The sequence below is a fragment of the Serratia sp. CY82433 genome, from assembly GCF_052166535.1.
Classification (GTDB): Bacteria; Pseudomonadota; Gammaproteobacteria; order Enterobacterales; family Enterobacteriaceae; genus Serratia; species Serratia sarumanii.
The window spans coordinates 1,989,030-2,000,896 of sequence record NZ_JBJNOR010000001.1 but is presented as its reverse complement, the minus strand read 5'-3'; the positions used below and the strand labels follow the sequence as shown (position 1 = coordinate 2,000,896).

The 11,867-nt window shown below is 60.0% G+C and carries 12 protein-coding genes; 7 read left to right on the top strand and 5 right to left on the bottom strand.

All coding sequences use genetic code 11. The annotated features are described in order from the left end of the window. Positions 1-12: 12 nt before the first annotated feature. The 4 genes from ACJ8PI_RS09710 (at position 13) to ruvB (ending at position 3,086) form a co-directional block, all read left to right on the top strand. Positions 13-756, top strand: coding sequence for a YebC/PmpR family DNA-binding transcriptional regulator (locus tag ACJ8PI_RS09710; RefSeq protein WP_033647638.1), 744 nt, complete (start codon positions 13-15; stop codon positions 754-756). A gap of 57 nt (positions 757-813) precedes the next feature. Then, positions 814-1,335 (top strand): crossover junction endodeoxyribonuclease RuvC, encoded by a 522-nt coding sequence (gene ruvC, locus ACJ8PI_RS09705; protein WP_004932367.1) that lies wholly within the window; start codon positions 814-816, stop codon positions 1,333-1,335. Between the two features lie 112 nt (positions 1,336-1,447). After that, positions 1,448-2,062 carry a Holliday junction branch migration protein RuvA gene (ruvA, locus tag ACJ8PI_RS09700; protein ID WP_164134369.1) on the top strand — a complete coding sequence of 205 codons (615 nt, stop codon included), beginning with the start codon at positions 1,448-1,450 and terminating at the stop codon, positions 2,060-2,062. A 19-nt stretch (positions 2,063-2,081) separates the two neighbouring features. Continuing rightward, positions 2,082-3,086, top strand: a complete 1,005-nt coding sequence (gene ruvB, locus ACJ8PI_RS09695) for a Holliday junction branch migration DNA helicase RuvB (protein WP_033634851.1) — start codon at positions 2,082-2,084, stop codon at positions 3,084-3,086. A 66-nt stretch (positions 3,087-3,152) separates the two neighbouring features. On the opposite strand, the gene znuB is transcribed toward ruvB, so the two are convergent. Together znuB and znuC are read right to left on the bottom strand one after the other, a co-directional pair. Then, the gene (gene znuB, locus ACJ8PI_RS09690) at positions 3,153-3,938 is read right to left on the bottom strand and encodes a zinc ABC transporter permease subunit ZnuB (protein ID WP_049232784.1); all 786 of its coding nucleotides are present in this window, start codon (positions 3,936-3,938) and stop codon (positions 3,153-3,155) included. Next, positions 3,935-4,693, bottom strand: a complete 759-nt coding sequence (gene znuC, locus ACJ8PI_RS09685; protein ID WP_004932357.1) for a zinc ABC transporter ATP-binding protein ZnuC — start codon at positions 4,691-4,693, stop codon at positions 3,935-3,937. Before znuC ends, znuB begins: the two co-directional genes overlap by 4 nt. Positions 4,694-4,771: 78 nt before the next feature. Here znuC and znuA point away from each other — a divergent pair, with 78 nt between their 5' ends. From znuA to lpxM, 3 genes are all read left to right on the top strand, one after another. Then, positions 4,772-5,716, top strand: a complete 945-nt coding sequence (gene znuA / locus ACJ8PI_RS09680) for a zinc ABC transporter substrate-binding protein ZnuA (protein ID WP_033654440.1) — start codon at positions 4,772-4,774, stop codon at positions 5,714-5,716. Positions 5,717-5,737: 21 nt separating this feature from the next. Further along, positions 5,738-7,060 carry a murein DD-endopeptidase MepM gene (gene mepM / locus ACJ8PI_RS09675; protein WP_033634847.1) on the top strand — a complete coding sequence of 441 codons (1,323 nt, stop codon included), beginning with the start codon at positions 5,738-5,740 and terminating at the stop codon, positions 7,058-7,060. A gap of 151 nt (positions 7,061-7,211) precedes the next feature. Beyond that, positions 7,212-8,180: a lauroyl-Kdo(2)-lipid IV(A) myristoyltransferase gene (lpxM, locus tag ACJ8PI_RS09670; protein ID WP_033638507.1), complete on the top strand. Its 969-nt coding sequence runs from the start codon at positions 7,212-7,214 to the stop codon at positions 8,178-8,180. A gap of 49 nt (positions 8,181-8,229) precedes the next feature. Here the strand turns inward: lpxM and ACJ8PI_RS09665 are convergent, their stop codons facing one another. The 3 genes from ACJ8PI_RS09665 to ACJ8PI_RS09655 form a co-directional block, all read right to left on the bottom strand. Beyond that, entirely contained in the window at positions 8,230-9,111 is an 882-nt protein-coding gene (locus ACJ8PI_RS09665) for a leucine-rich repeat domain-containing protein (protein WP_060430394.1), read from the bottom strand. Between the two features lie 87 nt (positions 9,112-9,198). Beyond that, the gene (gene pyk / locus ACJ8PI_RS09660) at positions 9,199-10,641 is read right to left on the bottom strand and encodes a pyruvate kinase (RefSeq protein WP_019452801.1); all 1,443 of its coding nucleotides are present in this window, start codon (positions 10,639-10,641) and stop codon (positions 9,199-9,201) included. 189 nt (positions 10,642-10,830) lie between these two features. Further along, positions 10,831-11,703 carry a MurR/RpiR family transcriptional regulator gene (locus ACJ8PI_RS09655; RefSeq protein ID WP_033634845.1) on the bottom strand — a complete coding sequence of 291 codons (873 nt, stop codon included), beginning with the start codon at positions 11,701-11,703 and terminating at the stop codon, positions 10,831-10,833. Positions 11,704-11,867 lie beyond the last annotated feature (164 nt).

The window sequence follows — 11,867 nt, the reverse complement described above, 5'->3', positions numbered from 1 at the left end:
CGGAGATTTTTTATGGCAGGTCATAGTAAGTGGGCCAACACAAAGCACCGTAAAGCGGCGCAGGACGCCAAGCGCGGTAAAATTTTCACCAAGATTATTCGTGAGCTGGTCACGGCCGCCAAGCTGGGCGGCGGCGATCCGGATTCCAACCCGCGTCTGCGCGCGGCGATGGACAAGGCGCTGTCGAACAACATGACGCGCGACACCATGAACCGTGCGATTGCGCGCGGCGTGGGCGGCGATGATGATACCAATATGGAAACCATCATCTATGAAGGTTACGGCCCTGGCGGCACCGCCGTGATGATCGAATGCCTGAGCGACAACCGCAACCGCACCGTGGCGGAAGTGCGCCACGCCTTCACCAAATGCGGCGGCAACCTCGGCACCGACGGTTCCGTGGCTTACCTGTTCACCAAGAAGGGCGTGATCACCTACGCACCGGGCCTGGATGAAGACACCGTGATGGAAGCGGCGCTGGAAGCCGGTGCGGAAGACATCGTGACCTATGACGACGGCGCTATCGACGTGTTCACCGCCTGGGAAAGCCTGGGCGCGGTGAAAGACGCGCTGACCGCGGCGGGCTTCGAAGCCGAAGCGGCGGAAGTGTCGATGATCCCATCGACCAAGGCCGACATGGACGCGGAAACCGCGCCTAAGCTGCTGCGCCTGATCGATATGCTGGAAGACTGCGACGACGTGCAGGAAGTTTACCATAACGGTGAAATCTCCGACGAAGTGGCGGCGACGCTGTAATCCGGTAAAACGGGCGCCGCCGTTCGGCGGCGCCGTGCATGCAAGGTGGATGTAGATATGGCGATCATACTCGGTATCGATCCCGGCTCACGCGTCACCGGCTATGGCCTTATCCGCCAGCAGGGGCGTCAGTTGAGCTATATTGCCAGCGGCTGCATCCGCACGGTGGTGGACGACATGCCGACGCGGCTGAAGCTGATTTACGCCGGCGTCAGTGAGATCATCACCCAGTTTCAGCCCGATTTCTTCGCCATCGAACAGGTGTTTATGGCCAAGAACCCGGACTCGGCGCTCAAGCTCGGCCAGGCGCGCGGCGTCGCCATCGTCGCGGCGGTGAATCAGAATCTGGAAGTGTTCGAGTATGCGGCGCGGCAGGTCAAACAGACCGTGGTCGGCACCGGCGCGGCCGAAAAGGCGCAGGTACAGCACATGGTGCGCTCGCTGCTCAAACTCTCGGCCAACCCGCAGGCGGACGCCGCCGATGCCCTGGCCATCGCCATTACCCACTGCCACCTCAGCCAGAACGTGCTGCGGATGAGCGAAGGGCGGTTGAACCTGGCGCGCGGGCGTTTGCGCTGACGCAAAGCGATGATTGCTCAGGCTGGATATTCATCCAGCCTTTTTTATGTTATAAGCTTTACCAGCAACGGCATGGCAGGGCGCCATGCCCGGTCATTCTGCAGGAGGGTAAATGATAGGTCGTCTCAGAGGAAATATTCTGGAAAAGCAGCCGCCGCTGGTGTTACTGGAGGCGAACGGCGTGGGCTATGAGGTACACATGCCGATGACCTGCTTTTACGAGCTGCCGGAACTGGGGCAAGAGGCCATCGTGTTTACCCACTTCGTGGTGCGTGAAGACGCGCACCTGCTGTATGGTTTCAACGACAAGCAGGAGCGCGCGCTGTTCCGCGAGCTGATCAAGGTCAACGGCGTCGGGCCGAAGCTGGCGTTGGCGATCCTGTCGGGCATGTCCGCGCAGCAGTTCGTCAGCGCGGTGGAGCGTGAAGAGATCACCGCGCTGGTCAAGTTGCCGGGCGTAGGCAAGAAAACCGCCGAGCGCCTGGTGGTAGAGATGAAAGACCGCTTCAAAGGGCTGAACGGCGATCTGTTCAACAGCAGCAGCGAGATCAGCCTGCCGTCCGCCGCCGCCAACGCGCCGGAAGCGGACGCAGAAGCCGAAGCTGTCTCGGCGTTGGTGGCACTGGGCTATAAGCCGCAGGAAGCCAGCCGCATGATCAGCAAAATTGCCAAACCGGGCGCCGACTGCGAGACCCTGATCCGCGACGCGCTGCGCGCGGCTTTGTAAGGCCGCTAAGAGGTAGATAATGATTGAAGCCGATCGCCTGATCTCCGCCGAACCGATCAACGAGGAAGAAGTCCTCGATCGCGCCATTCGTCCCAAGCTGTTGAGCGAATACGTTGGCCAGCCGCACGTGCGCGAGCAGATGGAGATCTTCATCCAGGCGGCCAAGCAGCGCGGCGACGCGCTCGACCATCTGCTGATCTTCGGCCCGCCGGGCTTAGGGAAGACCACCCTGGCCAACATCGTGGCCAACGAAATGGGCGTGAATCTGCGCACCACGTCCGGCCCGGTGCTGGAGAAGGCGGGTGATTTGGCGGCGATGCTGACCAACCTCGAACCGCACGACGTGTTGTTCATCGACGAAATCCACCGTTTGTCTCCGGTGGTGGAAGAGGTGCTGTATCCGGCGATGGAAGACTATCAGCTGGATATCATGATCGGCGAAGGGCCGGCGGCGCGTTCGATTAAGCTCGATCTGCCGCCGTTTACCTTGGTGGGCGCTACCACCCGCGCTGGCTCGCTGACCTCGCCGCTGCGCGATCGCTTCGGCATTGTCCAGCGGCTGGAGTTTTATCAGGTGGCGGATCTGCAGCACATCGTCTCGCGCAGCGCAGGCTGCCTGGGGCTGGAGCTGTCCGACGAGGGCGCCCATGAAGTGGCCCGCCGTGCGCGCGGTACGCCGCGTATCGCCAACCGCCTGTTGCGCCGGGTGCGCGACTTTGCCGAGGTGCGCGCCAACGGCGTGATCAGCGGCGCGGTGGCGGCGCAGGCGCTCGATATGCTCAACGTTGACGCCGAAGGTTTCGACTATATGGATCGCAAGCTGCTGTTGGCGATTATCGACAAGTTTACCGGCGGCCCGGTCGGGCTGGACAACCTGGCGGCGGCGATCGGCGAAGAGCGCGAAACCATCGAGGACGTGATCGAGCCGTTCCTGATTCAGCAGGGCTTTATCCAGCGCACGCCGCGCGGCCGTTTGGCGACCCAGCATGCCTACCGGCATTTCGGGCTGGAACGCGAAGCATAAGTTTGCCATCCTCCATACAAAAGGGCCGCATCTGCGGCCCTCGTCATATTCTGGTTCTGGCTTCAATCAAGCCTGCTGTTTTTTGAACAGGCTCAGCGTGAACAGTACGGCGGCGCTGAGCACTACCGAAGGGCCGGCCGGCGTATCGTAACACGCCGAGAAAGTCAGGCCGCCGGTGACGGCCACCATGCCGAGCAGCACCGCGACGCCGGCCATCTGTTCCGGCGTGCGCGCGAAGCGGCGAGCGGTGGCTGCGGGAATGATCAGCAGCGAAGTGATGATCAGCGCGCCGACGAATTTCATCGCCAGGCCGATGGTCAACGCGGTCACCAGCATCAGCACGGTGCGCGCCCGCGCCAGATTGACGCCGTCGACGTGCGCCAGCTCCGGGCTGATGGTCATCGACAGCAGATCGCGCCACTGCCACCACAGCACCAACAGCACCACGGCGACGCCGCCGGCGATCATCAGGATATCGCTCAGCGTGACCGACAGCAGATCGCCGAACAGGTAGGCCATCAGATCGACCCGCACGTTGGACATTAGCGCCACCACTACCAGGCCCAGCGACAGGGCGCTGTGGGCCAGAATGCCGAGCAGGGTATCCACCGAAAGCTGCGGGCGGCGCTCCAGCCACACCAGGGCCAGAGCCAGCAGCAGCGTAATGGCGATCACCGCATAGAAAGGATTGATGTCCAGCAGCAGACCAAAGGCGACGCCGAGCAGCGAGGCGTGCGCCAGGGTATCGCCAAAGTAGGACATGCGGCGCCAGACCACGAAGGAGCCCAGCGGCCCGGCGGCGCCGGCCAACAACACGCCGGCCAGCCAGCCGGGAAGTAACAGTTCGATCATGCTTCGCGGCTCCCGGTTTTCTTCAAGACAATTCTTCCCTGCAGGTCGTGGCGGTGATTGTGATGGTGGCGATATACCGCCAGCTGCTCTGCGCCGCGGTTGCCGAACATGGCGATGAATTCGGGATGCATCGACACCACCTCCGGCGCCCCTGAGCAGCAGATGTGCTGATTGAGGCACAAGACCTCGTCGGTTTTCGCCATCACCAGATGCAGATCGTGCGACACCATCAGCACGGCGCAGCCGAGCTCTTTACGCAGTTGATCGATCAGATCGTAGAGCGCCAGCTGACCGTTGACGTCCACTCCCTGCGTGGGTTCGTCCAGCACCAGCAGCTGCGGTTTGTTCAACAGCGCTCGCGCCAGCAGCACGCGTTGGTTTTCACCGCCGGAGAGCTTTTGCATCGGCTGGTCGAGCAGGTGGGCGGCGTGCACGCGCTTGAGCGCTGGCAGAATGTCGGCTTTCTTGACGCCGGGCTTGAGGCGCATAAAGCGGCTGACGGTCAGCGGCAGGGTGGCGTCGAGGTGCAACTTTTGCGGCACGTAGCCGATGCGCAGATCGGGCTCACGCTCCAGCGTGCCGGCGGTCGGTTTGACCAATCCCAGCACCACGCGCACCAACGTAGATTTGCCCGCGCCGTTCGGGCCCAGCAGCGTGAGAATACGGCCGGGTTGCAGGCTGAGGGAAATGTTCGACAGCACCTTGCGGCTGCCGAAGGCGACGGAGATATTTTTTAGCGTTATCAGTGTAGACATCTCGAGATTACAGGTTGCAGAACGAAGCGAATGTTATAATATCACGCCTTGTTGATGAAAACGATGGGATTACTGATGATGGCAAAGAAAAATAAATGGCTGCAGCGCACGCTGCTGGCCAGCGCACTGTTGATGGCCGGCCCGCTGAGCAGCGCTTCCGCGGCGGTGGTGACCTCGATTCGTCCGTTGGGCTTTATCGCTTCGGCCATCGCCGACGGCGTGACGCCGACCGAAGTGTTGCTGCCGGATGGCGCTTCACCGCACGATTTTGCGTTGCGTCCTTCCGATATCCAGCGCTTGCGTTCCGCGGACCTGGTGCTGTGGGTTGGGCCGGATATGGAGGCGTTCCTGAACAAGGCGCTGGTGCCGATCTCGGCGACCCGAAAGCTGGCCATCAGTGAACTGCCGGCGGTGAAGCCGCTGCTGATGAAAGGCGAAGAGGACGACGATCATGATCATGCAGGCGAAGCGCATAACCATGCCGATGACGATCATGGGCATCATCACGGCGAGTACAATATGCACGTTTGGCTGTCGCCGGAGATAGCAAAAGTGACCGCGATCGCGATTCACGACAGATTGTTGGAACTTATGCCGCAAAATAAGGACAAATTAGACGCAAACCTGCGCCAGTTCGAGAATCTGCTGACGCAAACTGACAAAAATGTTGGTAACATGCTTACGCCTGTGCAAGGTAAGGGTTATTTTGTTTTTCATGATGCTTACGGCTACTTTGAGAAACACTACGGTTTGAGTCCGCTGGGCCATTTCACCGTCAATCCCGAAATTCAGCCTGGAGCACAGCGCCTACACCAAATTCGAACACAGTTGGTTGAGCAGAAAGCGGTATGCGTTTTTGCTGAGCCACAATTCAGGCCGGCCGTAATCAATGCCGTCGCCAAGGGTACCAAAGTGCGTTCCGGAACGCTGGACCCGCTGGGCGTCGGCATCGCGCTGGGGAAGGACAGCTACGGGAAATTCCTGACTCAGCTGTCAAACCAGTACGTGAGCTGCCTGAAGTAAAGCTTATGAGGATAATATCGAGTGCAGCAGATAGTCCGAACTATCGCTCTGGCGTATAACAACCTGCCACGGCCCCACCGCGTCATGCTGGGGTCGCTGACAGTCGTCACATTGGCCGTCGCTGTTTGGCGGCCTTTTGTTTACCACCCAGAACACAATCCCATCGCCAAGAGCGTCGAGTTAGAATCCAGCCAGATGCGGTCATTGCTCCCCGAAGCCAGTGAGCCGATTGATGCCGACCAACCCACTCCCGATGACGAAATCCCGCAGGATGAGCTGGATCAGAAAGACGCCGGCGACGATGGCGTGCATGAATATGTGGTTTCCACCGGCGACACTCTCGGCAGTATTCTGACGCAGTACGGCATCGATATGTCGGATGTCACGCTGCTGGCCTCGCAAAACCGCGATCTGCGTAATCTGAAGATCGGCCAACAGCTGTCGTGGACCGTGAACGATGCGGGCGATCTGCAGCAGTTGACCTGGGAAGTTTCCCGCCGCGAAACCCGCACCTATGACCGCGTCGGCAACAGCTTCAAAGAGTCGAAAGAGGCGCAGCAGGGCGAATGGCGCAACAACGTGATCAGCGGCCGGGTCAACGGCAGCTTCGTCAGCAGCGCCGGCGACGCCGGGCTGAGCCGTAACGAAATCAACTCGGTGATTAAGGCGCTGCAGTGGCAGCTCGATTTCCGCAAGCTGCGCAAAGGCGACCAGTTCTCCGTGCTGATGTCGCGCGAGCATTTCGACGGCAAGAAATCGCAAAGCCAGCTGTTGGGCGTGCGTCTGCGCACCGGCGGCAAGGATTACTACGCGATCCGCGCCGAAGACGGCAAATTCTACGATCGCCAGGGCTCAGGCCTGGCGCGCGGCTTCATGCGTTTCCCGACCATGAAACAGTTCCGCATCTCCTCCAACTTTAACCCGCGCCGTGTGAACCCGGTGACCGGCCGCGTGGCGCCGCACAAAGGCGTCGATTTTGCCATGCCGGTCGGCACGCCGGTGCTGGCGGTCGGCGACGGTGAAGTGGTGATCGCCAAACGCAGTGGCGCAGCGGGCAACTATGTGGCGATCCGCCACGGTCGTCAGTACACCACGCGTTATATGCACCTGAAAAAGCTGCTGGTGAAACCGGGCCAGAAGGTGAAGCGCGGCGATCGCATTGCGCTCTCCGGCAACACCGGCCGCTCCACCGGGCCGCACCTGCACTTTGAACTGTGGACCGGCCAACAGGCGGTGAACCCGCTGACGGCCAAGCTGCCGCGTTCCGAAGGGCTGAGCGGCAAAGATCGCAGCGATTATCTGGCGCAGGTGAAGGAAGTGGTTCCTCAACTGCAGTTGGATTAACGCCCGCCCTTTTTCCGGCGCTTCGGCGCCGCTAATTTCATCGGCCTGATTGCGGGCCGATGCTGTTTTATCTGGGCGGTTCGCGGTTGTTAATTGCAAAATCGGTGATGGCAATTATGATTAGCCGAATCGCTAAGCTAAGAGCATGTGCATGCAAAACGAGAAGAAATCGAACGTAGAGTTCATCCCGCAGTTTCAAAAAGCCTTTTTATATCCGCGCTACTGGGGCGTGTGGTTGGGAACCGGCCTGATGGCCGGCATTTCGCTGGTGCCCGCGCGCCTGCGCGATCCGGTGCTGGGTGCGGTCGGCAAACTGGCCGGCAAGCTGGCGAAGGGCGCGCGCCGTCGTGCCCGCATCAACCTGCTGTATTGCTTGCCGGGGTTGCCGGAAAGCGACCGCGAGCACATTATCGACCAGATGTTCGCCTGTGCGCCGCAGTCGATGGTGCTGATGGCGGAGCTGGCCTGCACCAAGCCCGAGAAAGTGCTCAAGCGCGTGCGTTGGCACGGTGAAGAGGTGCTGGACAAGATCCGGGCGGAAGGGCGCAACGTGATTTTCCTGGTGCCTCACGGCTGGGCGGTGGATGTGCCGGCGATGCTGATGGCCGCGCGCGGCCAACCGATGGCGGCGATGTTCCACAACCAGCGCAATCAGCTGATCGACTACCTGTGGAACGCCGTGCGGCGTAAATTCGGCGGCCGCATGCACGCGCGCAACGACGGCATCAAACCGTTTATCAGTTCGGTGCGGCAGGGCTATTGGGGCTACTATCTGCCCGATCAGGATCACGGCGCCGAGCACAGCGAGTTCGTCGATTTCTTCGCCACCTATAAGGCGACGCTGCCGGCGGTGGGGCGGCTGATGAAGGTGTGTCGTGCGGCGATCGTGCCTTTGTTCCCGGTGTACGACGGCAAAACCAGCATGCTGGATATTTATATTCGCGAGCCGATGGACGATCTGGCCGAAGCCGACGATCCGCGCATTGCCCGCCGCATGAATGAAGAAGTGGAAAATCTGGTGGGCCCGAATCCGGAGCAGTATACCTGGATCCTCAAACTGCTGAAGACGCGCAAGGAAGGGGAGATTGAACCTTACTCGCGCGACGATCTGTATCGTTAATCCTTTCTGCCGCTAACGCCGGCCGGGCCGCAACCCGGCCGGCGTCTCTTCATATATGCACCCTACAGCCGCGAGCCCGCAGGATGTCGATGACGTTGGGGGTGTGGGTGAAATCATTCCAGCGCAGATCCAGTTTGCGCAGGCGGCTCAGTTCGCCGAGGCTTTCCGGCAGGTCGCTCAGGCGGTTGGCGCGCAGATCCAGACTTCTCAGCGCCGTCAGCTCGCCGATATTATCCGGCAGACGCGTCAGATGATTGAAACGCAGATTCAGCTCGCTCAGCCGCGGCAGCCGGCAGAAGGCCTGCGGCAGCTCGGCGATGGCATTGTTAGCCGCGTCGAGTATCTCCAGCTCACCGAGCTGAGCCATTTCCGCCGGCAGCGAGGTCAGGGCATTTTTCATGATATGCAGTTCGCGCAGCGCGTGCAGTTGCCCGATTTCGGCGGGCAGGTTGCCGATGCGGTTGTTGTATAAACGCAGCTCCTGCAATGCCGCCAGCCTCGGTATCGCCTGTGGCAAAACGGTTAAATGGTTGTCGGTCGCGTTGAGGTAAACCAACTGCTGCAGCTGCGCCAGCGAGCGCGGCAGATCGCTAAAGCCGTTATCGCTCAGATAGAGGTATTTCAACCGATGCAGCTGCCCCAGTTCTTCGGGGAGTTCGTTTGCGCGATTGTGGCCAAAGTCGAACATCTCGAGCTGTTGCAACTGGCCAATCTCCGGCGGCAGGCGGTCGAGCTGATTGCAGGAGATATTCAGCACCCGCAGATTTCGGTGCCGGAAGAGGGCGACAGGGAGGGCCGTCAGCTGATTGTCGTACAGGCTAATCTTGCGCAGCGCGTGGCCGGCTAACGGCGACTCGTCGAGCTGCGTCAGGCCGTGGCCGTCGAGATCGAGCTCATCACCGCTCGCTGCGGGAGTGTGTTGGTGGAGCATGGCGTTCTCCGTCGTTCATGGCGGTGCAGGGGCAAAAAAAAAATGCCGGCCAACGTGAGCCGGCCGGCATTTCGTCTGCGGCGTGGATTACTCGACGCGCAGGATACGGCTGGTATTGGTGGTGCCGACGGTTTCCATCACGTCGCCCTGGGTGACGATCACCAGATCGCCGGAGACCAGGAAGCCCTTGTCGCGCAGGCGATTGACGGCTTCATTGGCGGCGATCACGCCGTCTTTGTGGCTGTCGAAATACACCGGCGTCACGCCGCGATACAGCGCGGTCAGGTTCAGCGTATGCTCATGACGCGACATGGCGAAGATCGGCAGGCCGGAGCTGATGCGCGACATCATCAGCGCGGTGCGGCCGGACTCGGTCATGGCGATCAGCGCGGTAACGCCTTTCAGGTGGTTGGCGGCATACATCGAAGACATGGCAATCGCTTCTTCGATGTTGTCGAACTGCACGTCCAGGCGGTGTTTGGAAACATTGATGCTCGGTATCTTCTCGGCGCCCAGACAAACGCGCGCCATCGCCGCCACGGTTTCCGCCGGGTATTGGCCGGCGGCGGTTTCCGCCGACAGCATAACGGCGTCGGTGCCGTCCAGCACGGCGTTGGCCACGTCCATGACTTCGGCGCGGGTCGGCATCGGGTTGGTGATCATCGACTCCATCATCTGAGTTGCGGTGATCACCGCGCGGTTCAGGGTACGGGCGCGGCGGATCAGTTTCTTCTGAATGCCGACCAGTTCCGGATCGCCGATTTCGACGCCGAGATCGCCACGGGCAACCATCACCACGTCGGAGGCCAGAATAATGTCGTCCATCGCTTCGTCGCTGCAGACCGCCTCGGCGCGCTCAACTTTGGACACGATCTTGGCGTTGCAGCCGGCGTCGCGCGCCAGGCGGCGGGCATAGTTCAGGTCTTCACCGGTGCGCGGGAAGGAAACCGCCAGATAGTCGACGCCAATCTTGGCGGCGGTCACGATGTCCGCCTTGTCTTTTTCGGTCAGCGCTTCGGCCGACAGGCCACCGCCGAGCTTATTGATGCCCTTGTTGTTGGACAGCGGGCCGCCGACCGTCACTTCGGTAAACACTTTCATGCCCTGAACTTCGAGCACTTTCAACTGAACGCGGCCGTCGTCGAGCAGCAGGACATCGCCCGGCACCACGTCGGCAGGCAGGCCTTTATAGTCGATACCGACTTTTTCTTTATCGCCTTCGCCTTTTGACAGGTTGGCGTCCAGCAGGAATTTATCGCCCACGTTGAGGAAGATTTTGCCTTCCTTGAAAGTGGAGACGCGGATTTTCGGCCCTTGCAGATCGCCGAGTATAGCGACGTGACGTCCCAGTTTTGCGGCGATTTCGCGCACTTTGTCAGCGCGAGCCTGGTGATCTTCCGGGCTGCCGTGGGAGAAGTTAAGCCGAACTACGTTGGCGCCGGCGGCAATGATCTTTTCCAGATTATTGTCGCGGTCAGTAGCCGGACCCAGGGTGGTAACGATTTTGGTTCTTCTGAGCCGTCTGGACATGTATTACTCCGTTGACTGGTGAAGCAAATATTGGTGTTGCGATAACGTCGGATAACGAAACCAGGCGTGAAATGTAATTTTACAACACTGATATTTCACCCGGGTTACCCGCATGAGCATGTTAACAGGGTACCGCCTCTGATGCCGTCATTCAAATGTCTGTTGAACGGCGATTTTTTCTTCGTCGGGTCACGAATCAAAACTGTTGGGAATGACCACGCCTTTATCAAAGCGCGATTCTTTGAGCGCTTCTTTGACCCGCTTCAAGTTATCTCTGAATTTAGCCCCTCGGCGCAAGGTAAATCCGGTGGCGAGCACGTCAATGAGCGTTAATTGCGCGATCCGCGACACCATCGGCATGTAAACGTCGGTGTCTTCGGGCACGTCGAGCAGCAGAGCGAGGGTCGCCGCCTGGGCGAGCGGGGTGTCGCGCGAGGTGATAGCCAATACCGTGGCGTCGTTTTCTCGCGCCAGGTGGGCCATCTCCACCAGATTCTTGGTGCGGCCGGTGTGTGAGATCAGCACCACCACGTCGCCTTCGCCGGAGTTCATGCAGCTCATGCGCTGCATGACGATGTCATCGAAGTAGACCACCGGAATGTTGAAGCGGAAAAATTTGTTCATCGCATCGTGCGCCACCGCCGCGGAGGCGCCCAGGCCGAAGAAAGAGATCTTTTTTGCCTGGGTGAGCAGGTCAACCGCACGATTGATTGCGGCAATATCCAAATTTGCCTTTACTGTATCCAGGCTGGCCATGACCGATTCGAAGATCTTGCTGGTATAGGCATCGACGCTGTCGTCTTCCTCGACATTACGGTTTACGTAGGGCGTGCCGTTAGCCAGGCTTTGGGCGAGATGCAGTTTGAAGTCGGGAAAGCCTTTGGTATCAAGGCGGCGGCAAAAACGGTTGACGGTGGGTTCGCTGACGTCGGCCATGCGCGCCAGCGTGGCGATGCTGGAGTGAATGGCGGTCTGCGGGGAGGCCAGGATCACCTCGGCGACTTTCCTTTCAGATTTGCTCAGGAGTTCCAGATGGCTCTGGATTTTGTCCAGCGTATTCATATAACGAGAGTCACTCATGGTTTTATCCCTGTGGCTTTCAAGCAACAGCGTCGAATCTCGCCCGTGTTTGCCGTGCAAGCAGACGCCAAACGAGCGGCTGTAACCTGGAATCGATAGGGTATGACGATTTCAAACAAAGGAGAAATCAATGCCGGTTTAGTGAA

Bases quoted from the DNA above. Each gene is read 5' to 3' on its own strand.
- ACJ8PI_RS09710 (WP_033647638.1), top strand. From the start codon at position 13: ATGGCAGGTCATAGTAAGTGGGCCAACACAAAGCACCGTAAAGCGGCG.
- ruvC (WP_004932367.1), top strand. From the start codon at position 814: ATGGCGATCATACTCGGTATCGATCCCGGCTCACGCGTCACCGGCTAT.
- ruvA (WP_164134369.1), top strand. From the start codon at position 1,448: ATGATAGGTCGTCTCAGAGGAAATATTCTGGAAAAGCAGCCGCCGCTG.
- ruvB (WP_033634851.1), top strand. From the start codon at position 2,082: ATGATTGAAGCCGATCGCCTGATCTCCGCCGAACCGATCAACGAGGAA.
- znuB (WP_049232784.1), bottom strand. From the start codon at position 3,938: ATGATCGAACTGTTACTTCCCGGCTGGCTGGCCGGCGTGTTGTTGGCC.
- znuC (WP_004932357.1), bottom strand. From the start codon at position 4,693: ATGTCTACACTGATAACGCTAAAAAATATCTCCGTCGCCTTCGGCAGC.
- znuA (WP_033654440.1), top strand. From the start codon at position 4,772: ATGGCAAAGAAAAATAAATGGCTGCAGCGCACGCTGCTGGCCAGCGCA.
- lpxM (WP_033638507.1), top strand. From the start codon at position 7,212: ATGCAAAACGAGAAGAAATCGAACGTAGAGTTCATCCCGCAGTTTCAA.
- ACJ8PI_RS09665 (WP_060430394.1), bottom strand. From the start codon at position 9,111: ATGCTCCACCAACACACTCCCGCAGCGAGCGGTGATGAGCTCGATCTC.
- pyk (WP_019452801.1), bottom strand. From the start codon at position 10,641: ATGTCCAGACGGCTCAGAAGAACCAAAATCGTTACCACCCTGGGTCCG.
- ACJ8PI_RS09655 (WP_033634845.1), bottom strand. From the start codon at position 11,703: ATGAATACGCTGGACAAAATCCAGAGCCATCTGGAACTCCTGAGCAAA.